This window comes from Sinorhizobium sp. Y406 (assembly GCF_058732025.1).
Map to the genome: position 1 here is coordinate 1,597,890 of NZ_CM178975.1, position 23,393 is coordinate 1,621,282.

The window sequence follows — 23,393 nt, forward strand, 5'->3', positions numbered from 1 at the left end:
ATCGGAAATGTCACGATGGGCGGTCAAGACGAGAACGACATGACAGAGACCAAGCCCTCCATCGACGTACGCACCGTTCCGCCGCGGGAGCGGCATCCGCGCATCTTCGGCATGCTCGATGCACTTCTGCCAGGAAGTTCGCTGCTGATTACCAGCGATCACGATCCGCGCCCGCTTCACTACCAGCTGGAGACGAATTTCCCCGGGCAGTTCGGCTGGGACTATCTGGAAGCGGGGCCGGAGGTCTGGCGCGTTGAAATCGCCAGGATCGAGGACGGCGCGGGCTGCGAATGCTGCTGCGGGTCGGATCACTGATCCGCCCTCGCATCTGCGACCTCGCCGCCGGACTCCGTCGCGCTTTCCGGAGGCAGAGGTCGCAACCGCTCACTTTTGGATAAGACAAATGCCGGGCGCCACGCTTTCCCGATGGACGATGTCCTATTTCGCCGCCGCCTGCCTGTTCCTTGTGATCGGCGAATGTATGCTCGCGGCGGGCTACGGCTATCCCTTCGCCGAGGTGGGTGCTCCCGAGACACTGGCGCTCGTGCATCTTGTTGCCATTGGCTGGCTTGGCCTCCTGATGGTGGGAGCGCTCCTGCAATTCGTGCCGGTTCTGGTGGCCGCGCCGCTGCGGGGAGGACGGCTTGCGGCCCCGGCGCTGCTTCTCATCATTGCCGGGCTTCTCCTGCTCCTCGGCGGTTTTGGGGCGCTTGCGGGCGGGCCGCCGCTTTCGCCGAATCTGCTGCCCCTGGGCGCCGTGGTGATCGTCGCCGGTTTCGTACTTGTGGCCGGCATGCTCGCGGCCACCCTTCTTGCCGCGCGCCCGCTGCCGCATCCGGCCCGCTTCGTCGCGGCCGGCCTCCTTGCGCTGGTGGCGACGGTATTGATTGGCGCTTGCTTTGCCGTGCTGCTTTCGGGCGCGATCGAATGCGATCTTCTCACCGCCCTTGTCGTTCACGGGGTGCCGCTGCATGCCGCCCTCGGCCTCGGTGGTTGGCTCAGCTTCACGGCCATCGGCGTCAGTTACCGTCTGCTGCCGATGTTCATGCTCGCACCCGACAATGTTCGGACGACCACGAAGGTCGCCTGGTGGGCGGGCACCGCCGCGCTGGGGCTGGTTGCGGCCTCGGTCGGGCTTGCCGTCATCGAGCCTTCGGCCATGACTGGCCTGCTCGTGCTAGCGATGCTCCTTACCCTCGGTCTCACCGTTCTTTACGGAGCAGACGCGGTGCGGTTCTATCGCGAGCGCCGGCGCAAGGCCGTGGAACTCAACATCCGAGCAAGCTATGCCGCCTTTGCAGCCCTCATCGCCTCCGTTGCGATGTTCGCGCTCCCTGCCATGCGGGCCGCCGCCGGGGAGGGGGCTGCCGCGCTCGTCTATCTCTTCGTCTTTGGCTGGCTCAGCGGGCTTGGCCTCGCGCAGCTCTACAAGATCGTGCCATTCCTGACCTGGCTCGAATGTTATGGTCCCGTGCTTGGCCGCGTTCCGGTTCCGCGCGTGCAGGATCTCGTCAGCGAAAGGCGCGCACGCCTCTGGTTCTACCTCTATTATGCGGCCGTGAGCGCGGCCACGTTTTCGCTGTTCATGGGCAGCAACCCGTCGTTTCGCATCGCGGCGCTGGCACAGCTCGCCGCAACCATCGCGCTGATCGTGGAATTCGCGCGCGCCCGAAATCTCTCCGCCGTCGCCGCCGCTTCGCGCTTTCCCGTTGGCGTGCCGCGTCCGCATCTCTTTTTGCCCCCGTTTCGTCACAGGAGTGAGCCATGAACCCCGCGTCCGCAAACAGCCCCGCACCAAGGGAACTCGACGTCCGGCCAATTCTCAGGAGCGGCGGCGAACCGTTCCAGGCAATCATGGAGGCGGTGAGCGGGCTGAAGCCCGGGCAGGCACTGCGTTTGCTCGCGCCCTTCCGTCCGCAGCCGCTCTTCAAGGTGATGGCAGGCCGCGGCTTTGCCCATGCAGCGCGGGAGATCGGTGGTGGCGATTGGGAGGTGCTGTTCACGCCGGAAGAGGCGGGCTCTCCGGTCGCGTTCTCCGCCGATGCCGAGGATCCTGAGGTGTGGCCGGACCCGACCGTCAATCTCGATTTGACCGAGCTCGACCCGCCGGAGCCGATGGTCCGCATCCTTTCGGCTGCCGAAAGCATGCAGGCGGGCGAGGTGCTGTTTGCGCTGCTGTCACGCGAACCGCTTTTCCTCTATCCGGAACTTGCAAAACGCGGACATCAGTGGGCCGGCAATTTCGACGAGACACGCACGACATTCCGCATCTTCGTCCGCGTCGGTAAGGTCAAGGCGTGATGGAAGTGGCAACGAACGAAGCGCTCGCCGGCGCGATCCGCGAGGCGCTGCGCATGATCATCGATCCCGAACTCGGGCGCAGCATGATCGATCTCGGCCTGATCTATGACGTGCGCGTCGAGGATGGCGGCATCGCCCATGTGACGATGACGACGACCACGAGAGGCTGTCCCGCCAGCGAATATCTGAAGGAGGCCGTGAGCAACTGCGTCTGGCACGTCCCGGGCGTCGAATATGCAGAAGTCCGGCTGACCTACGAACCGGCCTGGACGCCGGAGATGATGGCGGACTGACCTTGAAGACCCCTCGCCACAGGTGGCATGGCTTAGCCTGCCCCACCCGCCTCTGGCGCTCACACGTCGCAGGAAGGTCGAGACGGGCACCAAAGCCCCTCCGACCTGCGGTCGGGAGGGGCCTTTTCCACGAATTGCAGAGCGGCCAAGTCTTCGCTAGCGCAGCACCCGACGCTGGCGCAGGAGCATCGGTCCATATTCGAGGCAGAAGAGCCCGAATGCGGCGATCCAGAGCCCTCCGGAGGCGGCATAGAGCGTGCTGGCGGTTTCCGGGAACGTCTCCGCAAGCGGGCGCAGCAATCCTGCGAGTACGATCGCCGCGAAGGAAGCGACGGTGAGCCGCGAGGCGGTCAGCGGACGTCCCGTATGCCCGCGGCTGGCGCGCGTCATTACTGCGAGCATCATGGAGGCGATGGCGCCGACGGTGAGCACATGCATGACGGAATGTTCCTGGACGTGGCCGGCCGCGCCGAGCGCGATCGCGGCGAAGCCCAAGGCAACGAAGGCGTAGGCGATGTGCAGCACGACGAGTAGCATTTCGGGCCAGGTGGACCAGCCTTTCCAGCGCGCCAGCCGGATCGTGTGCAGCGTTGCTGCGATTAAACCGACGGCGGCCGTGACGGCATGATCCGGAACAAGCGTCCAAAGGGAGAGTGCGGCAATGCCCGAGAGGATGGCAACAGTATCGAAGCGGTTGTAGGGGACCGGGAAGTCGGTGCGCCCGAGTCGGTTCAGCCAATTGCGGGTGAAGCTCGGCAGGATGCGGCCTCCGACGATCGTGATGAGCGCCACATAGGCGGAAATGCCGAGGCGCATCGCTCGATGAAGGTCGTAATCGCTCTCGATGACCGCCACGTGGAAGCAGGCATTGGCGAGCGACAACGCCAGCAGACCGCCGAGCACTTTCAGGTCCTTCCACTTCCGCCCGGCGATCACCTCGCGCGCGCAGATGAAGAGGAGAGTCGGCAGGAAGAGACTGTCGATCGCTGCGGCGGCGGGCAGGCCGATGGTGTCCGGCGAAATGAGGGCGGCGCGTCCGGCGAGCCACAGCGCGAACAGGCCGGCGAGCGGCCACCCGGAAACCGGCAGCCGGCCCGTCCAGTTCGGCACCGCGGTCAACAGGAAGCCCGCAAGCACGGCGGAGGCGAAGCCGAACAGCATCTCATGCGCGTGCCAGGCAGGGGCGCCATAGGTGCCGGCGAGATCGGCACGGCCGGTGAGGGCCGCGATCCACAGGGCCATGGCGATGACGGCCCAAAGCGCCGCGCCGAGAAAGAACGGCCGGAACCCGTAGGAAAAAAGCACCGGCCCGGTGCGGGCAAGGCCCCGCGGCACATGACCTGCGCGCTCGGCCAGTTTCGATCCAGTCATGATTGCACTCCGGTGTTTGGTCGGAAACTGGGTAGCGGAGATACCGAGGCGCTTCTTTGATAATTGGCAAATACGCGGCCAGATCGTGCGGACTGCGGCCGTCCATCTGGTCGCTCTCGCTCGCCAAAATGTCGCACCGAGTGCAATCTGTCTGTTTGTTCCACCTCAAAGAGTACCGCACCGACCCTCCTAGGATGAAAACGACCGGGCGATGTTCGTTCCGTTCTTTCAAGGAGAGGTTCGATGACAGAGAAATTTCAAATGACCCGCCGCAGCATGCTGGCCGGCGCCGCCATCGCGGGCGCGCTGACGCCGCTCATCGGCGCGATGTCCGCCCATGCCGAAGACGCCGCCCCTTCTGCCCTGCGCACAGCCGTTCCGGTTGATCTCGCATCGCTACCGCGGGTGAAGGTCGATCTGGTCAGGCCGCCCTTTGTTCACGCCCACACGCAAAAAGCCGAGGGTGGGCCGAAGATCGTCGAATTCACGCTGACGATCGAGGAGAAGAAGCTGGTCATCGACGACCAGGGTACCGAGCTCCACGCAATGACCTTCGACGGATCGGTCCCCGGTCCTTTGATGGTGGTCCACCAGGACGACTATGTCGAGGTGACGCTCAACAATCCGGAAACCAACCAGCTGCAGCACAATATCGACTTTCATTCGGCGACTGGCGGGCTCGGCGGCGGTGCGTTGACAGTTGTCAACCCGGGCGAAAGCGCGGTGTTGCGCTTCAAGGCGACGAAGGCGGGCGTCTTCGTATACCATTGCGCACCTCCCGGCATGGTGCCGTGGCACGTCACCTCCGGCATGAACGGCGCGATCATGGTTCTGCCGCGCGAGGGTCTGAGCGACGGCAAGGGCAATGCGCTCACCTATGACAAGGTTTATTACATCGGCGAGCAGGACTTTTATGTCCCTCGCGACGAGAACGGTAACTTCAAGAAATACGAGAGCGCTGGCGATTCCTATGCCGATACGCTCGAAGTGATGCGCACTTTGACCCCGAGCCACATCGTCTTCAACGGTGCGGTCGGCGCCCTCACCGGTGAGAATGCGCTGAAGGCGCAGGTTGGCGACAAGGTGCTGATCGTCCATTCGCAGGCGAACCGCGACACCCGCCCGCATCTGATCGGCGGTCACGGCGACTATGTCTGGGCGACCGGCAAGTTCCGCAACGCCCCGGATGTCGACCAGGAAACCTGGTTCATCCCCGGCGGCACGGCAGGCGCGGCCTTCTACACCTTCGAGCAGCCCGGCATCTATGCCTATGTGAACCATAATCTGATCGAAGCCTTCGAGCTCGGCGCGGCCGCCCATTTCGCCGTCACCGGCGAGTGGAACAACGATTTGATGACCTCGGTCAGGGCGCCTTCGGGCAGCTGAGCCATGAGCGGCCCGGCCGGCGATTTCCGCCGGTCGGGCCGCTGCTTAAGCAGGTTCCGCAAAAGTGGATCGCAAGGAGGCCGTAATGGCCGCGCTTTCAGAAAAGAGTCAGACTGCCGTTTCGCTTGCGCTCCCGTCGGTGCTTTTCCTTCTCCTTGCAGGTCTCCTCGCACGGGAGACGGGGCTTGTCGGCGACACGGCGGCGGGCGCCGCGCTCGACGAACCGCCAATCGTTCTCGTCACGCCGCGGGAATTCAGCTACCGTGTCTCCGGAGAATTCTTCAAGGGCGGCTATGCCGTCGACGGGCCGATGGTTTCGCTTCACATGGATGGCCCTCTCGCGATCATGAAATACCAGGTGACTGCCGCGGATTATGCCCGCTGTGTCGGAGAGGGGGTCTGTCCACCCGCCGAACCGGAACACCCACCCGCCGACCCCGAACGCATGCCCGCAACGGGCATCAGTTACGATGACGCGCAGGCCTATGCTTCCTGGCTGAGCCGGCGGACTGGCGCGGTTTGGGTGCTGCCGACCGATGAGCAACTTGCCTTTGCCGCCGGCAGCCGCTTTCCCGACGATGCGCTCGGCGTCGACGAGGACAGCGACAATCCGGCCGTGCGCTGGCTTGCCGACTATTACCGCGAGACGGCGCGCAAGGCCTCCCGGGTACCCGAGCCGCAACCGCAAGGCGCTTTCGGCGAGAGCGAGTCCGGGCTTGCCGATTTCGCCGGCAATGTCTGGGAGTGGACGACGACCTGCAGCCGCCGGGTCAGCCTCGACCGGTCCGGAGCGGTGGTGAACGACGCCTCATCCTGCGGAATCTACATCGCCACCGGAAAGCACCGCGCCGCGCTCAGCTCCTTCGTCCGCAATCCGAAGGGTGGCGGTTGCGCCGTCGGGGCACCGCCGGACAATGTCGGCTTCCGCCTGGTGAAGGACACGCGCTGGTACGCGCCGCTTCTGCAAAGGCTCAGAGCCAAAGGGTTCAGCGTTTGACGCGTTTGGCAGGCCTCATCGGCTTTTTTCCTTCTTCGCGGCATGCTAGGAGTCCGGCGGCGATGGACGCATGAAGCGCCGCCTGCGAAGGAAGCTGGAATGAAGATCGACCGGAGTGTCGTACGGTCGCTCTCCCTGTTCGACAGGATGAGTGACGGGGATCTGGACAGGCTGCTCGGCCACGCCACATCGCGGCGCGTGGCGCCGGGCGACAGCGTCTTTGAGCAGGGCCAGTCGGCCACTCATTTCTTCCTCCTCCTGCACGGACGGCTGAAGGTCACCCAGGTGACGGAGGACGGGCAGCAGATCATCGTGCGCGTCGTCCATCCGGGCGACCTCTTTGGTTTTGCAAAGGCGCTGCAGCGCTCCGACTATCCGGGCACCGCGATGGCGGTGGCGGAGAGTGTTGCACTCTCCTGGCCGACGGATCTTTGGCCACACTTCGTCGAGCAGAACCCCTTGCTGGCCGTCGGCGCCATGCAGACGATCGGCAAGCGTCTCGAAGAGGCGCACACGCGCATCCGCGAAATGTCGACGCAGGAGGTCGAACGCCGCGTTGCGCATGCCGTGCTGCGGCTGTCGAGCCAGGCGGGGAAGAAGGAGGAGGGCGGCATCCGTATCGATTTTCCCATTTCCCGCCAGGATATCGCCGAGATGACCGGAACCACGCTTCACACTGTCTCGCGCATCCTGAGCGCGTGGGAGGCCAAGGGGCTGGTAGAGGGCGGGCGCCAGAAGCTCATGATCTGCGACCTCGCCGGCCTGACGCAGCTTGCCGAGGCCGGCAAGGATTGACGGCTGAGCCGACCTTGCAGCGCCGCGCGTCATTTCAGACGCGCAAGGGCCGCAGTAACTCTTTGACTCTGCGCGCATCGAGCTTTCTGAAAATCGAGTGTGATTTTCGGGCCAGTGCTTAGCGGTTTTGTTTGACAGGCATCAAAGAGACGGTGCCGTTTCTGGCCTATCTCCTTATCGAACCGGACAGGGTTCCGAAACGTAAGGAGAATTTCAGTGCGCACAACCGTAAAGAGCCTCGCCGTCGCAGCCATCCTCACCGCCCTTGGCGGGACCGCCTTCGCCGCCGATTTCGAGGTCCACATGCTGAACAAGGGCGCCGATGGCGTGATGGTTTTCGAGCCGGCCTTCGTCAAGCTCAACCCCGGCGATACCGTGACTTTCATTCCCACCGACAAGGGGCATAATGTCGAGACGATCAAGGACATGATCCCCGACGGCGCCGAGCCGTTCAAGAGCAAAATGAGCGAGACCTATAAGGTGAGCTTCGACGTGCCGGGCGTCTACGGCGTCAAGTGCACCCCGCATGTGGGCATGGGCATGGTCGGCGTGGTTGTCGTCGGCGATGCCCCCGCCAATGTCGAGAAGGTGAATGCAGTGAAGTTGCCGAAGAAAGCGCGGGAGCGCCTCGACGCAGCCCTTGCCGCAGCCCTGCAGTAAACCGGGACGAACGCCATTTCCTGATCCCGGCGCGGCTGGTCCGCGCCGGGATTACTCGTAGCGCAAGGCCTCCATGGGCGACTTCTGCGCCGCGCGCATGGCCGGGTAGAGGCCGAAGACAAGTCCAACGAGCGCGGAAAAGACAAAGGCGAGGACGACCGGTTCACCGGTCAATTCGACGCGCATCTCGAAATAGGATTCGGCGACGATGGCGCCGGCGAAGCCCGCCGCGGCCCCGGCAATGCCGCCGGCGACCGAAAGGATCGTCGCCTCGGCGAGGAATTGAGCCAGGACCGTCGAGGGCCTCGCGCCGATCGCCATGCGGACGCCGATCTCGCGGGTACGCTCGGTCACCGAAACGAGCATTATGTTCATGATGCCGATGCCGCCGACGAGGAGCGAGATGGAGGCGATTGCGGCGAGGAGCTGTGTCAGGGCCGCGGATGACTCTTCCTGGAGCCTCGCGCTCTCGGCCACATTGTTGATCCTGAAATCGTCGGCTTGCCCGGGCGTAAGGCGATGCTGAAACCGCAGCACCTCGCGGACTTCGGCTATCGCTTCTTCTATTTGTTGCTCGGTTTCAGCTTTAACGGTGATCATCGATACAGAGCGTGCCTTCGCGGTACTGCGCCCGAAGAGCTGATCGCGCGCCGTGCTCAGGGGGACGAGGCCGACGTCGTCGAGATCGGAGCCGTCCATCGTCTGCCCCTTCCGTGCCAGCAAGCCGATCACCTCCATGGGCAATTGATTAACCCGGATCATCTGACCAATCGGATCGGTCCCGCCGAAGACCTTTTCCGCTGTGGTAGCGCCGAGCACCACGACCTTGGCTCCGGTCGCGACATCCTGATCGTCGATCAGGCGACCAGCAGCCAATTGCCAGTCGCGAGCGACGAAATAGTCCTCGGTGATGCCGTAGACGCCGGACGACCAATTGTCGATCGCCGTCGCCAAGTGCGCGACACCGGCGACGCTCGGAGCCGCCGCGACGATGCCGCTCGCATCGCCCCTGATCGCCGCGGCGTCCTCGTCGGAGAGGGTCGGACGCGTTCCGGCACCGAGCCGGGCGCCCGCCGCATTGGCCGATCCCGGGATGACCATGATGACGCTCGCGCCGAGCTTCTCGATTTCGTCCTTGATAGCCGCCTGCGTTCCCGTACCGACCGCAACCATCACCACGACCGAGGCCACGCCGATAATGATCCCGAGCGTGGTGAGCGCGCTCCTCAGTTGATTGCCGCGCAAAGCCCTCGCGGCGGTACGCAAGATATCCGGCGCTCTCATGGGAAACCCGCCCAGATAGGTGATTTGCTGTCCGGGTGGGGTTCGGCTCGTAGATCCGATGTGATCCGGCCGTCGGTGAGGGTGATCGTACGGCGCATCGTTTCAGCAATGTCGCGGTCGTGGGTGACGATGACAACGGTCGTGCCGGCGGCGTTGACCTCATCAAGAAGAGAAAGTATTTCGCGGCCCGTCATGGTGTCCAATGCGCCGGTCGGCTCGTCCGCGAGGATCAGGTCCGGTTCATTGACGAGCGCCCGCGCAATTGCCACACGCTGCTGCTGCCCGCCGGACAATTGGTTCGGATAGTGCGACATTCGGTCGGCCAGTCCGACGCGCCGCAGCGCGGTGGTGGCCTTCGCGCGCCGAAGGCCGGGCCGTTGCCGGGCATAGGCGAGCGGCAATTCGACGTTTTCCAACGCCGTCAGCCGCGGCAGCAGGTTGAAGTTCTGGAAGACGAAGCCGAAGCGGCGACAGCGCAGCTCCGCGAGCTCCGGCTTCGACATTCTGCCGACCTCTTCCTCCCGCAGGAAGTAGCTGCCACTGCTCGGGGTATCGAGACAGCCCAGAATACCAAGCAGCGTCGACTTTCCGGACCCCGAGGGTCCCATGATCGCGACGGAGTCGCCAGCGACGATCTCGAGGGAGACGTCGCTTAGCGCCTGGACGGGCGCGTCACTCCCGCCGTAGCACCTGCCGATCCGATCGAGGCGGATGAGCGGCATCATTACATCTCGGGCTGGCGGGGCCGGCCGGACACCGCAGCCTGTCCGCCTGCGATCGCCAATCCGGTTATCGCCCTATCGCCCTCCTTGAGCCCATCGCTCGTGATCGCCGTGAACGAGCTGTCGGTTGCACCCGGGCGCACATGAATCGCGACCGGCAGGCCGTCTCGCTCGACGAAGATCCTGGTTTCGAGGCTTCTCGGTTCACCGGGCGGGCGAAAACGCAGTGCCGCTGTGGGCACTGAGAGCTTCTCGCCACTGTCATCAATGATGATTCGGGCCGTGGCGGTCATCCCTGGCAGCAGTCGAAGTTCGAGATTCGGCGCGCTGGCAACGACCGTATATGTCACCACATTCTGGGTCATCTGCGGCTGCTTTCGGATCTGGACGACTTCGCCGCGAAAGACATTGCCGGGATAGGAATCCACCGTGAACTCCAGCCGCTGTCCCACACGGATGCGGCCGATTTCCGCCTCGGGGATCGAGGCATTGACCTGCATCTCGCGGAGGTTCTGTGCGATCGTGAACAGAACCGGGGCCTGAAGGCTGACCGCCACGGTCTGGCCGACTTCGATGCCGCGCTGAATGATCGTGCCGTCGACCGGCGAGCGGATGACGGTACGATCGAGATCGGCGCGCGCCTGCTTCAGCGTGGCCTCGGCCCCGAGCAAGGCGTGCGTGGCGTTGTCGAGTTCGGCAGAGGCGAGGTCGCGCACGGCCGTGGCCTTGCTCTCCTCCAGCTTGGAGCCAGTCCCATTTATGGCGAGCGCGTGCTTGCGTTCAAGATCGGCTTCCGCGTCGCGCAGGGCCACTTCGGCCTTCTGCACTCCGGCCCTGGCAATGCCCACCTGCGCTTCCGCCTGCTCGACGGCGATTTCAAAGGAGAGCGGGTCGATCAGCGCAATCGCGTCGCCACGACTGACCTCGCCATTGAAGTCCGCATAGATTTCCTTGATCTGTCCCGAGACCTGGGAGCTGACCGAAACAAGCGCGACGGGAACGACGGAACCGGTGACCTGGACGCTCTCGACGATCTGGCGCCGTTCGACGGCGGCGATCCGGTAGCTGGCCCCGTTGGACATGCCATGCGCCTCGCCAGTTCCGGCAATATTCAGCCTATTCCCCAACCCCCACTCGACCGTGAACCAGCAGAGGAGTGCCAGGGCAGCCGATGACAACAACCAAAACCGGATCTTTTGCACGGGCCTATTTCCAAGTGCTCGCAGAACGCATTCACATCACACGCGGTAAAAGGCGGGAGGGGGACGTTGTCCGCCTCCCTATCAGCACGCCTTAGAGCGGGCAGTTCGGCAGGCTGCTGCCCGGATTGCACACGACCTCATTCATGGTGCTGCTGCCGCCCGGATCAAGGGTCGTGACTTGCTCTACTGTCGTCGAGTGGTCAGCATTGACCTTTCCGGCCGGATTCAGAGCCGTGCAGGCGACCGTGACGGTCGAGATCGTCGGAGCGGTAGTGATCGTCACGTCGGCCTTCCCGACGTTGCCTGCAGAGTTGTAGCTGACGTCACCGAGCGTCGTGGTCTGCTCGCCGCCCGAAATCACGGGTTGGCTGTAGCTGATGGCCCAGCTCCACTTTGCATTCGGCAGTTCGCCGCAGATGTCAGAGCCATCGACGACCGCAGCAAAAGCACCCGAGGTCATTCCCATCACGGTCGCAGCTGTCAAAATCGCAATTTTACGCATTAAATATCTCCTATCGATGCGGTACATCTCACTCGCGGCATTGGCGCCGCGCCCCCACAGCATCTACGGCCTGAGTGCCCCATCCGCTGCCGTGTTGAGACACCTCTGTGCTCGCGGAGCGGGAAATTCAATATATCTCGGAGATATACCATTCCTTAACCATGTGCCGATTTCCTCAGGGTTCAGGCGTCGTGAAGAAGCGGCCGGAGAGGCAGTGAAAACTTAAAAATGGCATTTATTTCAATTGTATGTCGCAAAATGGCGGTCAGCAGGACGGCTGTGCGATGAGCGCAGTGTTGCCCTTAACCAAACGTTAAAAAACTGCGGTTCGATGCCGATGCCATCGGATCGCGCCCGATTGCCGAAGAGCCGTCACTTTCAAGCACGGGCGTTCGCGAGATATCTACGGCCTGGCGAAGCACCGGTGCCGCGCCGGCGCGACACTGGTGCTTCGCCGGGGGAATAGAAGAAGCGCTGCAACTGTTCTTCCGCGATCTGGCCTTACCGTTGTGATGTTAAATATGCTGTGAAATAACAGTTGATTCCATATGCCGCGAAGATATAATCTCAAGTTGTAACTGTTTAAGGCGCTCTCTACTCCTTTGTAGGTAGGAATAATGAAGAATACTTAAGGCGATCGGTTTGCTCTGGCGATCGTCACGAAGTTCAAGTTTCAGTTTTTTCTGGATAATTTCAGCAGGAATTTTCATCAAAGCTATTAACATCCGGCCGCTCTGGCCTGGGTAGGGGGATTTAAATGAACTATATGCAAAATATAGAGCGCGCTTCGTATGCGGAAGCGGCGAACAAATATTTTGACCAGGCATCTTGGCCTCATCGGATGAAGGCAATTAGTGCATGGAGACTGGTGGCCGTCTCGCGCCTTGTCCTGGCGATGTTTGCGCTGCTGGCAATCTATGTCGATCCGACGCAGCCGGCCCGCAGCAGCGAGCTTGCCTACTTCATTTTAGCGGCCTACGTCATCTATTCGGGCGCGCTGGCGGTGATCCTGGAGCGATTTGTGGTGAGCCGCCCGGCCGCGCATCTGGTCCATGGCATCGACATTCTCACCTTCGGCGTGGTGCTCCACCTGACCGATGGGCCGACCAGTCCTTTCTTCGTACTCCTCACCTTTGCGCTGTTTGCCGCGACCATTCGCTGGGGCTGGCGCGGGGCCGTTTTCACGACGATGGCGACAGTCGCCATTTACGGCATCCTGGCTGTCTCGTCCGAGGACCTGATGGACGACCTGAACCGCGTGGTAATGCGCGGCATCTATTTGGTCGTGGCGGGTGTCCTGTTCGCCTATTTCGGCGGCATTATCGAACGCATGCGGCACAACGTCGCCAGCCTGGCAGGATCGTCGGCGCAGGCTTGGCTCGGGGGTGACACGCCGATCGCCTCCGTCCTGCGCCGGGCAGCCGCGATCACCAGAGCTACACGGGCACTGGCCGTGTGGCGGGACGAAGCGGGGTCGGTCCTCAGGGTCGTTGAGTTCGACCGTGGTGTCATCAAGTACAGCGAAAGCGCAAACAAGCTGCCGGCTGTGGACGGAAAGGTGCGTACCGGTGCCGAATTCTGGCGCGGCGGCTCACAGAAGCTGCCGGACTGGCTCATTGGTGGCAAGGCGGAAAGCATAGTCATGGCTCCGCTTCCCGGCGGCTCGGCGGAAGGCTTTGTGCTCTTCGTCGACTGCGAGGAAACGGGAGAGGACCTGCTGCCGCTGGCAGGCGTCGCGGCAGCACGCATCGGCTGTGAAATCGCAGAGCAGGATTTGAGGCATCAGCTGATCGAGGCCGCGAAGGCCGAGGAACGCGAAAAGCTGGCACGGGACATCCACGACGACCTGCTGCAAAGCATGGCGGCCGTGGCGATACAATTGGCCTCGCTTCCGAAGAAGAGCGGGGGCGAAACGGAGGGGCTCGCCCAGATACGCGCCATTATCGGCGAGCAGCAGGACAAGCTCAGAACCCTCGTACGAGAGGCTACCGGCGAGCGGTCGGCGCAGAAGACATGCCGCGTTGCTGGGCGTCTTAGGAAATTGCTTGTGGAGTTGCAGGCGCAATGGGCCTGCAGCATCGCCCTTTCGGTTGCGCCTCTCGATCTCGTTATGTCGGAGAAGGCGATGAAAGGTGTTTTCATGCTGGTCTCCGAGGCGATCGCCAATGGGGTTCGGCACGGTCGCGCCAGTCGTTTTGAAGTGCACCTCGAAAGCACGCGCACGCTGTTTACGTTGACGATCCGGGACGATGGGGTGGGGCTCCAGGAGCCTGCGAGCATATTCGAATATGAAACCGTGCTTACCGAGGAGATCGGGTCGATCTCGCTCAGTCGGCGCGTGCAGGCACTCGGCTGGCGGCTCTCGCTTGACAATTCCCCTCGGGGCTTGTCGGTGACGATCAGGGGAGCCCTGGAATGAGCGGAGCGGCTATGGAGAAGAGGAGAATGGCGGACAGCCGGCCGACGACGATCCTGTTTGCGGACGACCATCCACTCGTCCTCAATGCGCTGAAGGGGCTGGTTGGCGCCGACGAGACGCTGCGACCGATCCATTTCGTCTGCGATGGTCTGGCGGCCATTTCGGCCCTCGAGAAGGAGGCGCCGGACGTGGCGGTGGTCGACATGAGGATGCCTGGTCTTTCCGGACTGAAATTTCTCGAAGAGGTCCGAAGTCGGAACCTGCCGGTGCGGGTCATCCTTTTCACGGCCGAAATGAACGACGAGGAGATTTCCGACGCGGTGTCGCTCGGGGTGGACGGCATCCTGTTCAAACGATCCGCGCCCGAACACCTGCTCGACTGCATCCGCAAGGTGGTGGCGGGGAGCCGCTGCTTTCCCGATGCAAGCATCGCGGCCGCGGTCGATCGGCAAAGGCAACAGCGCGACAGAATGGATCAATTGCTTCCGCGGCTGAGCCGCAGGGAGACGGACATCGCCATGATGGCGGCGAAGCGCATGTCCAATAAGGAGATTGCCAAAGCCCTGGACATCACCGAAGGAACGGTCAAGGTCCACCTCCACAACATCTTCCTGAAGCTTGGCCTCTCCGATCGGTCGGCACTGAGAACATTGCTGTCACCCGTCGTCGATCCATCCCGGCCGCTTTCGGACGGCTGACCGGGACCTATCGACGCGACCTGGCGTCGGAAAACCAATTCATTTTCGTCCCCAGCCTGCGCCCCTCCCATATGCTGGCACCGTCACATACGCTACGTTAAAAAAGGATGGGTGCGTTTCCAGCAACTTCGACAACTCGTGTTGGGAAAGATGGATTGGAACTCGGTACAGATCGCTATCGTCCTGGTCCTCGTCGCCGTGGTGTTCTTCGGCTTTATCCGGGAGTTGGTGCCGCCCGACGTGGTCGCGATGAGCGCTGTGGCTCTCTTACTCGCGCTCGGCATTCTCAACACTGACGACATCCTGGGCGTTTTCGGCAACAGCGCGCCGGTGACGGTCGGGGCCATGTTCGTCCTCAGTGCGGCCTTGGAGAGGACCGGCGTCATCGACGGTTTGGGACGCGTCGTCTCCCGTGCGGCAAAGTGGTCGCCGCTGGTGGCACTCGGGACGATGATGGTGAGCGTAATGCTCATGTCCGCCTTCATCAACAACACGCCTGTTGTCGTCATTCTCACCCCGGTGGTGATCGGTCTGGCTACCACGGTCCAGCTGCCCGCCTCCAAGTTCCTGATTCCGCTGTCTTTCGCCAGCATCTTCGGAGGCACGACGACTCTTATCGGCACGTCGACGAACATCCTCGTCGACGGCGTCGCGCAGAAGCAGGGGCTCGCACCTTTCGGGATGTTTGAAATCACGGCCGCCGGCCTCATCATGGCCGTCGTCGGTGTCGTCTACCTGGTTGTTGCCGGGCGATGGCTCCTGCCGGACCGCGACAGCCTCGCCGCGCTGCTTCCAAAATCGGAGGATCGGAAGTTCCTGGCCGAAGTGCTCGTGCCGGTCGGGTCGACGCTCACCGGGAAGAAGCTGAAAGAGGCCGGATTCACGGCGGAGCGTGGCTTTCGGGTCGTCGACCTGGTGCGAAACGACGTTTCCTACCGCTGGAGCCTCGACACTGTCGAGCTGAAAGCGGGCGATCGGGTCGTGGTGCGCAGCAAGATCGGCGACATGCTCGCCCTGCGCGAAGCAAGTGACGTCGCCTTTGGCGGTGGTGCGATCCATGCCGTGGAACCGATCGGTACCCAGGAAACCGTCGTCATGGAAGGCGTGGTGGGGCCGCAATCACGCTTTATCGGCCGCCGAGCAGCTGACCTCAACCTGCGGCGCCTTTATGGCGCCTACGTGCTTGCCTTGCATCGCCAGGGCGAAAACATCAGGGGAAACTTCAACGACGTACGGCTGCAGATGGGCGATACGATCCTGCTCGAAGGGCCGGCTGAGAGCATGCGCCGAATGTTCGACTATCGGGAACTGGTCAACCTCATCCAGCCGAGTGAGAAGCCGCTCAGGCGCAACAAGGCTCCCATCGCGATCGGCGCCGTCCTGCTGGTGATGGGGCTGGCGGCTTTCGAGGTCCTTCCAATCGCTGCGCTCGCCCTGATGGCGGCGATCATCGTCGTGGCTTTCGGATGCCTCGAGGCCGAGGACGCCTATACCTCGATCCGCTGGAACATCCTGTTCCTGATCTTCGGTATGCTGGCTCTTGGCATCGCGATGGAGCGAACGGGTGCCGCACGTCTCGTCGTCGATGCCTTTGCCGGTCTCATCAGCTCTTTCGGACCGCTTGCGGTTCTTTCGGCGGTCTACCTGATCACGTCGCTTCTGACCGAGATGATGAGCAACAACGCGGCCGCGATCTTGCTGACGCCGATAGCGGTGGGGCTTGCCCAAGCGCTCGGCGTCGATCCCAGACCTTTCGTCGTGGCGGTCATGTTTGCGGCAAGCGCCAGCTTTGCCACCCCAATCGGTTATCAGACGAACACCTTCGTCTACAATGCCGGCGGGTATCGGTTCGCCGATTTCCTCCGGATCGGGGTCCCGTTGAACCTGGTGATGTGGGTGACGGCAACGATCGTGATCCCGATCTTCTGGCCGCTGTGACGAAGGAAACCGTGAAGGACCGATGAGAGAAGACATGACGGAAGCCGAGCGGCACCCACGCTGTCCAATCTGCGGCGGCACGAGCTTCGAGCCGGGGCCGCGCGGCCGCATGGCCCTAACCGGCGTCCTGCCCCGCTGCAGCGGATGCAAATCGCTGGAACGCCACCGTGCAGCCCGCGTCCTGTTTGACAGGCTCGGCCCCGCACGTTTCGCCGGCTGGTCGGCAATCCAGTTCAGTCCCGATCCAACGGTCGATCCGGCATGGTTCGGCTCCTTCGAACTGTCGGTCTATGGCCCCCCGGATGGGATCGACATCCAACAGATCGACCGCCCCGACGGCGCTTATGACTACGTCGGCTGCTCGCATGTCCTCGAGCATGTCGGCAACGACCGGGCGGCGCTCTGCGAGCTGTTACGGATCACCTCCCCGCGCGGTTTCGTCTATCTCAATATTCCGGATCCGTTTGCCGAGGAGGTGACGCGGGATTGGGGCTTTCCCAAACCGGAAAAGCATGGTCACTGGCGTGTCTACGGTCGAGACGTGGCCCTCCGCTTCGCTCGCTACATCCCGCGGCAGCCGGTCTTGGCCTATCGCGGAACCGATCCGGTCACGGGCGAGGCAACCGGCGCGTTCCTGCTGCCGAGGTCGGCGGAACCCTATCGATGGATCGTCGATCGGCTGGGAAAGGACGTGGAGCTCTTTTCCGGCCCTTCTCTCCAATCAGCGCATCGGTCCGACAATCGGAACTGATTCTCGGCTTTTGTCGTTCCGGGTGGCTCAGCCGGCGAGGGCCGAGCGATCGGACGACGACTCCTCCAAATGAATTCGATCGCGGCCCGCAAGCTTCGCCCGGTAGAGAGCGGCGTCGGCGCGGGCATAGAGGCTAAGGGCGGTATCGCTCGCCCGGGCCGAGGCGATGCCGGCAGAGAAGGTGTAGCGAAAGTCCGGATGCTCCTGCAGAGGCCTGGACATACGCACGGAGGCGAGCATCCTTTCGACGATCAACTGCGCCTGCTCGAGCGAGGTGGCGGGAAGGGTGAGCACGAACTCCTCGCCGCCGACCCGACCGAAGCAGTCCGTGCGCCGGACCAGGTCGTGGATCCGCTTCGCGAAATCCCGCAGCACCACATCGCCGACCTGATGGCCGAACTGATCGTTGATGGACTTGAAGCGGTCGATGTCGAGAACGCAGAGGCAACCGAAAGACGCCTCCTTGCTACCTTGGGGCTGCAACATGTCCTCGACCCGGGCGGTCACGAAGCGGCGGTTGGCGACCCCGGTGAGTTCGTCGGTATAGGAGGCCTTGATCGCCAGGTCCCGGTCCTGCCGGACCGCCCGGGTCTTCGCCTTGAGGCCGGTCACGTCGGTGGCGACGCACAGCATCCAGCCGTCCTTCCGCATCGTTTCGGTCATCCATAGCCACCGGCCGTCGTGAAGATCGGTTTCCATAGCCCTGAAGCCAACCTTGCCGCGGCGCGACTGCGTGGATCGCAGCCACTCTTCGAAATCGGTCGCATTGATCACGGTGCCGCGGCGCTCATGGAAATTCCGCCGCATCAGGTCCGGCCAGAGCGGCGTCTCGTCCGGCTCGATGAAGTAGGCCGAGCGAAAGGCCGGATTGGCGTAGCGCAGCCTGTCGAACTCGTCATAGGCGGCGACGAGGACAGGGGAAGACTCGAACAATTCGTATAGCCGGCTGATGTCCTTCTCCATGGCCCGACTTTAACCGATCTTCGTTATGCAAGCGTTAGACTGGCGGCGAGACTTCAGGGCTGTCTGCACCATCATCATGTCGAGAAAACGGCTGTAATGTGCGGAAGGAATGCCCTCATAGCGTGCGGAATTCCGAGCGGAGCCGGTTCGTTTGTTTGGTGTTTGCCAATGTGCGGCGATGCCATCCGGCTGCAAACTACAGCCGCCGGCCTTGCTTGTCGAAACCATGCAGGGTTTCCGGTCTTGCGACGACTTCGACCTCATCGTCTATGGCCATGCGCGAGCGGCCGGGTACGCGGAAAATGAGTGGCTCGCCATTGGCCAGAGTGCCGTGAACGTAGCTCTCTGCGCCGACGAGCTCGACGGCCCCTACGCGCACCTTTCCCCGGAAATGGTCGCCGCCCGCCCTCTCATCGGCGAGCGTGATATCCTCCGGCCGAATGCCGAGTGTCGCAATGTCGGGACGTCCGACGACAGCGTCCGGTGCCGACCAGACCACATGGTCGTCGGCCATCTCGAGCAGATTCATTGAGGGCGAGCCGATGAAGGTAGCGACGAAAGCGGTCGCCGGCTTCTCGTAAAGCTCGATCGGCGTGCCGACCTGTTCGATCCTGCCGCCGTTCAGAACGACGAGCCGGTCGGCAAGCGTCATGGCTTCCAGTTGGTCGTGGGTGACATAGACGCTCGTCGTGCCGAGGGTGCGCTGCAGGCGCTTGATTTCCACGCGCATCTGGACCCTGAGTTTTGCGTCGAGATTCGAGAGCGGTTCGTCGAACAGGAATGCCGCCGGTTCGCGAACGATGGCCCGACCCATGGCGACGCGCTGGCGCTGACCACCGGAAAGCTGCCGCGGCTTGCGATCCAGAAAGGCCTCGATCTCCAGCGACTGCGCCGCCTTGGCAATCCGACTCTCAATTTCCTCTTTCGGTGTGTTCCGGTTCTTCAGCCCATAGGCAAGATTCTGCCGGACGGTCATGTGCGGATATAGGGCGTAGTTCTGGAAAACCATGGCTATGTCGCGCTCGGAAGGCTCCAGCGCATTGACGACGCGGTTCCCGATCGCGATCTCGCCGGATGTGATGCTCTCCAGCCCGGCGATCATCCTGAGCAGCGTCGATTTCCCGCAGCCGGAGGGCCCCACGAGGACGATGAACTCGCCGTCGGCGATGTCGAGCGAAACGCCACGAATGGCGTCGATATTGCCGTGATAGGTTTTCCGAACCTCATTGAGAGTGATCGTTGCCATTATTTCTCCGTCTCAACCAGGCCTTTGACGAACCACCGCTGCATCACCACCACCACCATGACCGGGGGGATGATTGCAAGGATTGCGGTCACCATGACGTAGTTCCAGGGGGTGGATGCATCCGCGAAGTCCACCATCTTCCTGAGGCCGATGATGATGGTATTCATCCGGCTGTCGTTGGTGACCAGGAGCGGCCAGAGATATTGGGTCCAGCCATAGATGAAGAGGATGACGAACAGGGCGGCGATGTTGGTCTTCGAAAGCGGCAGCAGGATATCGCGCATGAAGCGGAGGGGCCCAGCATTGTCGATGCGGGCGGCCTCCACGAGTTCGCCCGGAATTGTCAGGAAAAACTGCCGGAAGAGGAAGGTCGCCGTTGCCGACGCCATCAAGGGCAGCGTGAGCCCGGCATAGGTATCGATCAGTCCGAGATCGACGATCACCTTATAGGTTGGCAGAATCCGGACCTCCACCGGCAGCATGAGGGTGATGAAGATCATCCAGAAGAAAGCCATGCGCAGCGGAAACCGGAAGAACACAATCGCGAAGGCCGAGAGAAAGGAAATGACGATCTTGCCGACCGCGATCGCTATGGCGACGACGAAGGTATTGAACAGAAGCCGCTCAAGGCTGACACCGACCACGCGTTCGACGCCGCCCGAAAGAGATTCGCCATAGTTCTCCGTCAGACGCCCGCCCGGGGCAAGTGGCATCGGCGGCCGGACGATCTCGGCTGACGTCATGCTCGAGGCAACAAAGGTGTAGTAGATCGGAAAGACGACGACGATGATGCCGATAATCAGCATCAAGTGTCCGATCAGGTTGGAGATGGGGCGCTTTTCAATCATCGGCGACATCAACCATAGTGGACCCGGCGTTCCACGAAGCGGAACTGGAACGCGGTGAGGGCGACAACGATCGCCATTAGGATGACCGACTGCGCGGCCGACGAGCCGAGGTTCAGATTGACGAAACCGTCATTATAGACCTTGTAGACGAGGGTTTCCGTCGCCTTTGCCGGACCGCCTCCGGTGACCGAGTGGATGATGCCGAACGTATCGAAAAAGGCGTAGACGGTATTGACCACCAGCAGGAAGAACGTGGTCGGTGCGAGCAGGGGAAACACGATCGTCCAGAAGCGCCGCGTTCCGCGCGCGCCGTCTATCGCCGCGGCCTCGATCAGGGATCTCGGGATGGCCTGAAGACCGGCAACGAAGAAGATGAAATTGTAGCTGATCTGCTTCCAGGCCGCGGCAATGACGATCAGCGTCATGGCGTGATTGCCGTTGAGCAGCGGGTCCCAGTGAAAGCCGTTTCGCCGCAATAGAAAGGCAAAGGTCCCCATCGCCGGACTGAACATGAATAGCCACAGCATGCCGGCGACCGCCGGCGCAACGGCATAGGGCCAGATCAGCAGGGTCCGGTAGAAGGTCTGGCCGCGCACGACCCGATCGGCGGCTGTCGCCAGGAGCAGGGCGGCTCCCATCGACACCAGCGCCGTCAGCAGACTGAAGATCACCGTGACCTTCAGCGAGTTCAGATAGCTCGGGTCCGAGAGCACCGTGCTGAAATTGGCAATCCCGACGAAGCCGCTCTTCAGGCCGAAGGGATCCTCGCGCATGACCGACTGGTAGAGGGCCTGGCTGGCCGGCCAGAAGAAGAAGACGATCGTCAGTACGATCTGTGGGGCGACGAGGAGATAGGGAAGGATCCTGTTGGGGAAAGTGACTCGCTGCAAAGCAATCTCCAGAACGTTGGCCGGCTCGCGATCGCGAACCGGCCATGATCAGTCAGTTGCTAATTGCTGCCGCGATGGCAGCGTTGCCGCGCTCGACGGCTTTGTCGAGGGTCGTCTTGGCATCCTGCTGTCCCGCCAGCATCGCCTCGAACTCCTCATTGAGGATGTCGCGCACTTGCGGCAGGTTGACGAGGCGAACGCCCTTCGAATTCTCGGTCGGCGCCTTGCCCATCATCTGCAGGATCGGCGTTTCCCGGCCCGGGTTCTTCTCGTAGAAGTCCGACTTCTTGGTTTCTTCGTAGGCCGCCATCGTCACCGGCAGGTAGCCGGAGATCTGGTGTAGCTTGGCCTGAATATTCGTCTGGGAGAGGAAGTTGAAGAATTCGGCGACGCCCTTGTATTCCTCGTCGGACTTGCCCCCGAAGACCCAGAGGCTTGCCCCGCCCGGGATCGTGTTCTGGGGGCCATGTCCCTCGTAATAGGGAAGTTGGCCGATGCCGTAGTTGATGCCGCTCTTGACGATATCGCCGAGGCCACCTGACGATTCCGTCATGATGGCGCATTCACCGGAGGTGAAGAGCTGCTTGGCTTCCGACGTGCGCCCGCCATAGCGGAACACGCCGTCCTTGGCGAGATCGGCGATAGCCTGAAAATGCTCCACATAAAGGGGTGCATTGATCTGGAGCTGGACGTCCAGGCCGGCGAGGCCGTTTTCATTGGTGCCGTAGGGCACGTCGTTCCACGCGGCGAAATTCTCGGTCTGGATCCACGTGAGCCAGGTCGAGGTCAGACCGCAAGGCGCAGCCTCGCTCTCCTTGATCTTCTTTGCCGCCTCGAACACTTCCGGCCAGGTCTTGGGCGGATTGTCGACATCGAGACCCGCCTTCTGGAACGCATCCTTGTTGTAATAAAGGATCGGCGAAGACGAATTGTAGGGGAAGGACAGCATCGTCCCGTCCGGCTTGGAATAATAGGCGACGATCCCAGGCAGATACTGCGACTTGTCGAAGGTGTAGCCGCCTTTCTCAAGTACCTCCATGGCCGGCACGATCGCGCCCTCGGCCGCCATCATCGTGCCGCTGCCGGCATCGAAAACCTGAATGATCGCCGGCGGCTGCTTCGCGCGGAAAGCCGCGATCCCTGCATTCAACGTCTCCGGATAACTGCCTTTGAATACTGGCACGACCTTGTAGTCGCTCTGGCTATCGTTGAACTCCTTGGCGAGTTCTTCGACCATTTCATTGTTGGCGCCTGTCATTGCATGCCACCACTGCAACTCCGTGGCAGCCTGGGCCTGCGACGTGACGGCGCCGAAAATGGCAACGACAGTCGTGGAAACGGAAATCAATCGCATGGAAATCTCCTCCCTGGACGCGGCCGGACCCGAATGGATGCGATACGCGCCGACACCCTGCCGCTCCTCCCGTGAGCGGCGGACCTACTTCTAAAGTGGTCAAGTATCCAAACCACCGCTGGTCAAACATAGCGCCCCGAACACTCCTGTCGAGTGCCTCTTTCTTGCCATTTTGTCGATGCGGATGGGTCGGCGGAACGGGCGAGCTTGTGCCGCAGTAGCGCTCGCCGAATCCGCAAGGAACCGGCGAGCGCTGACAGATCTTGCTGTTGCTACTTTCTCACGCCATCGGTGACGGCTTCGATGACCTGCGTGGCCATGGCGAATTCCCGGCCCCTGTTCTGGATGCTATGGCGTTTTGCGATCCAGCCGAAGTCCGTATAGGCGGCATAGACCGAGCCATCCTTCGCCTGATAGACGAGAACGCGCACGGGCCAGTCGAGGCCGGCGAGCGGATTGGCGGTGATGAACGTCGTGCCGAGCGCCGGATTGCCGAACAACACAAGGCGCGACGGCCGCACCTTGTTGCCGGCGTCGTTGCCGAGGCGCGCCTGGTCGATGACGCCGAAGAAGGTGATGCCCTTTTCTTCGACGCTGCGCTTGATCCGGTTCACCGTCTCGCTCACGGTGTAGCGACTTTTAACGGTGACGATTCCGTCTCTGTCTCCGGCATCAGCCGTCGAGAAGTGAGCCGACGCCGCGATTGCGGTAGCGATCAGGGCGGCCGATCGGATTGCATTGCTGACCTTCATCATCAGAAGCTCCTCTTTGTT

General features: G+C 62.3%; 23 protein-coding genes. 12 read left to right on the forward strand and 11 right to left on the reverse strand.

Going from position 1 to position 23,393, the window contains the following annotated elements; all coding sequences use genetic code 11:
- The first annotated feature begins 39 nt into the window (after positions 1–39).
- The 4 genes from AC4P1R_RS24395 (at position 40) to AC4P1R_RS24410 (ending at position 2,594) form a co-directional block, all read left to right on the forward strand.
- Complete coding sequence (locus AC4P1R_RS24395) at positions 40–315, forward strand: DUF2249 domain-containing protein (protein ID WP_151613034.1); 276 nt, start codon at positions 40–42, stop codon at positions 313–315.
- 88 nt (positions 316–403) lie between these two features.
- Positions 404–1,768, forward strand: a complete 1,365-nt coding sequence (locus AC4P1R_RS24400; protein WP_492178123.1) for a hypothetical protein — start codon at positions 404–406, stop codon at positions 1,766–1,768.
- Positions 1,765–2,301, forward strand: coding sequence for a DUF2249 domain-containing protein (locus AC4P1R_RS24405; RefSeq protein ID WP_151613036.1), 537 nt, complete (start codon positions 1,765–1,767; stop codon positions 2,299–2,301). The genes AC4P1R_RS24400 and AC4P1R_RS24405 overlap by 4 nt, the downstream gene beginning before the upstream one ends.
- Positions 2,301–2,594, forward strand: a complete 294-nt coding sequence (locus tag AC4P1R_RS24410) for a metal-sulfur cluster assembly factor (RefSeq protein WP_151613037.1) — start codon at positions 2,301–2,303, stop codon at positions 2,592–2,594. Before AC4P1R_RS24405 ends, AC4P1R_RS24410 begins: the two co-directional genes overlap by 1 nt.
- A gap of 156 nt (positions 2,595–2,750) precedes the next feature.
- On the opposite strand, the gene AC4P1R_RS24415 is transcribed toward AC4P1R_RS24410, so the two are convergent.
- Positions 2,751–3,965, reverse strand: a complete 1,215-nt coding sequence (locus AC4P1R_RS24415; protein WP_492178124.1) for an NnrS family protein — start codon at positions 3,963–3,965, stop codon at positions 2,751–2,753.
- Positions 3,966–4,208: 243 nt separating this feature from the next.
- Here AC4P1R_RS24415 and nirK point away from each other — a divergent pair, with 243 nt between their 5' ends.
- From nirK to AC4P1R_RS24435, 4 genes are all read left to right on the forward strand, one after another.
- On the forward strand, positions 4,209–5,351 hold the full coding sequence (gene nirK, locus AC4P1R_RS24420) for a copper-containing nitrite reductase (protein WP_492178125.1): 1,143 nt from the start codon (positions 4,209–4,211) through the stop codon (positions 5,349–5,351).
- Between the two features lie 85 nt (positions 5,352–5,436).
- Complete coding sequence (locus AC4P1R_RS24425) at positions 5,437–6,348, forward strand: SUMF1/EgtB/PvdO family nonheme iron enzyme (protein WP_151613040.1); 912 nt, start codon at positions 5,437–5,439, stop codon at positions 6,346–6,348.
- A 99-nt stretch (positions 6,349–6,447) separates the two neighbouring features.
- The gene (locus tag AC4P1R_RS24430; protein ID WP_151613041.1) at positions 6,448–7,143 is read left to right on the forward strand and encodes a Crp/Fnr family transcriptional regulator; all 696 of its coding nucleotides are present in this window, start codon (positions 6,448–6,450) and stop codon (positions 7,141–7,143) included.
- 216 nt (positions 7,144–7,359) lie between these two features.
- Positions 7,360–7,803: a pseudoazurin gene (locus AC4P1R_RS24435; protein ID WP_151613042.1), complete on the forward strand. Its 444-nt coding sequence runs from the start codon at positions 7,360–7,362 to the stop codon at positions 7,801–7,803.
- Positions 7,804–7,854: 51 nt separating this feature from the next.
- Here the strand turns inward: AC4P1R_RS24435 and AC4P1R_RS24440 are convergent, their stop codons facing one another.
- From AC4P1R_RS24440 to AC4P1R_RS24455, 4 genes are all read right to left on the reverse strand, one after another.
- A complete protein-coding gene (locus AC4P1R_RS24440; protein ID WP_492178126.1) occupies positions 7,855–9,087 on the reverse strand; it encodes an ABC transporter permease in 1,233 nt (410 codons plus the stop codon).
- Positions 9,084–9,812, reverse strand: a complete 729-nt coding sequence (locus AC4P1R_RS24445) for an ABC transporter ATP-binding protein (protein WP_492178127.1) — start codon at positions 9,810–9,812, stop codon at positions 9,084–9,086. The genes AC4P1R_RS24440 and AC4P1R_RS24445 overlap by 4 nt, the downstream gene beginning before the upstream one ends.
- Positions 9,812–10,891, reverse strand: coding sequence for an efflux RND transporter periplasmic adaptor subunit (locus AC4P1R_RS24450; protein ID WP_492178128.1), 1,080 nt, complete (start codon positions 10,889–10,891; stop codon positions 9,812–9,814). Before AC4P1R_RS24450 ends, AC4P1R_RS24445 begins: the two co-directional genes overlap by 1 nt.
- Before the next feature lie 211 nt (positions 10,892–11,102).
- Complete coding sequence (locus tag AC4P1R_RS24455; RefSeq protein WP_492178129.1) at positions 11,103–11,513, reverse strand: hypothetical protein; 411 nt, start codon at positions 11,511–11,513, stop codon at positions 11,103–11,105.
- An 868-nt stretch (positions 11,514–12,381) separates the two neighbouring features.
- On the opposite strand from AC4P1R_RS24455, the gene AC4P1R_RS24460 reads away from it, so the two are divergent.
- From AC4P1R_RS24460 to AC4P1R_RS24475, 4 genes are all read left to right on the forward strand, one after another.
- Complete coding sequence (locus tag AC4P1R_RS24460) at positions 12,382–13,932, forward strand: sensor histidine kinase (RefSeq protein WP_492178130.1); 1,551 nt, start codon at positions 12,382–12,384, stop codon at positions 13,930–13,932.
- Positions 13,929–14,630: a response regulator gene (locus tag AC4P1R_RS24465; RefSeq protein ID WP_492178131.1), complete on the forward strand. Its 702-nt coding sequence runs from the start codon at positions 13,929–13,931 to the stop codon at positions 14,628–14,630. The genes AC4P1R_RS24460 and AC4P1R_RS24465 overlap by 4 nt, the downstream gene beginning before the upstream one ends.
- 150 nt (positions 14,631–14,780) lie before the next feature.
- On the forward strand, positions 14,781–16,568 hold the full coding sequence (locus AC4P1R_RS24470; protein ID WP_151613049.1) for an SLC13 family permease: 1,788 nt from the start codon (positions 14,781–14,783) through the stop codon (positions 16,566–16,568).
- 34 nt (positions 16,569–16,602) lie between these two features.
- Positions 16,603–17,319 carry a methyltransferase domain-containing protein gene (locus AC4P1R_RS24475; RefSeq protein ID WP_273361015.1) on the forward strand — a complete coding sequence of 239 codons (717 nt, stop codon included), beginning with the start codon at positions 16,603–16,605 and terminating at the stop codon, positions 17,317–17,319.
- Between the two features lie 27 nt (positions 17,320–17,346).
- On the opposite strand, the gene AC4P1R_RS24480 is transcribed toward AC4P1R_RS24475, so the two are convergent.
- The 6 genes from AC4P1R_RS24480 to AC4P1R_RS24505 all read right to left on the reverse strand — a co-directional run bounded on the left by AC4P1R_RS24480 (position 17,347) and on the right by AC4P1R_RS24505 (position 23,375).
- Positions 17,347–18,282, reverse strand: coding sequence for a sensor domain-containing diguanylate cyclase (locus tag AC4P1R_RS24480; RefSeq protein ID WP_069459378.1), 936 nt, complete (start codon positions 18,280–18,282; stop codon positions 17,347–17,349).
- 196 nt (positions 18,283–18,478) lie between these two features.
- Complete coding sequence (locus AC4P1R_RS24485) at positions 18,479–19,528, reverse strand: sn-glycerol-3-phosphate import ATP-binding protein UgpC (protein WP_151613052.1); 1,050 nt, start codon at positions 19,526–19,528, stop codon at positions 18,479–18,481.
- Positions 19,528–20,376 carry a sn-glycerol-3-phosphate ABC transporter permease UgpE gene (gene ugpE, locus AC4P1R_RS24490; RefSeq protein ID WP_069459392.1) on the reverse strand — a complete coding sequence of 283 codons (849 nt, stop codon included), beginning with the start codon at positions 20,374–20,376 and terminating at the stop codon, positions 19,528–19,530. Before ugpE ends, AC4P1R_RS24485 begins: the two co-directional genes overlap by 1 nt.
- An 8-nt stretch (positions 20,377–20,384) precedes the next feature.
- Positions 20,385–21,266 carry a sn-glycerol-3-phosphate ABC transporter permease UgpA gene (gene ugpA / locus AC4P1R_RS24495; RefSeq protein WP_069459380.1) on the reverse strand — a complete coding sequence of 294 codons (882 nt, stop codon included), beginning with the start codon at positions 21,264–21,266 and terminating at the stop codon, positions 20,385–20,387.
- A 52-nt stretch (positions 21,267–21,318) separates the two neighbouring features.
- Positions 21,319–22,626: a sn-glycerol-3-phosphate ABC transporter substrate-binding protein UgpB gene (gene ugpB, locus AC4P1R_RS24500; RefSeq protein ID WP_492178847.1), complete on the reverse strand. Its 1,308-nt coding sequence runs from the start codon at positions 22,624–22,626 to the stop codon at positions 21,319–21,321.
- Between the two features lie 266 nt (positions 22,627–22,892).
- On the reverse strand, positions 22,893–23,375 hold the full coding sequence (locus tag AC4P1R_RS24505; RefSeq protein ID WP_492178132.1) for a DUF302 domain-containing protein: 483 nt from the start codon (positions 23,373–23,375) through the stop codon (positions 22,893–22,895).
- Between the last annotated feature and the right edge of the window lie 18 nt (positions 23,376–23,393).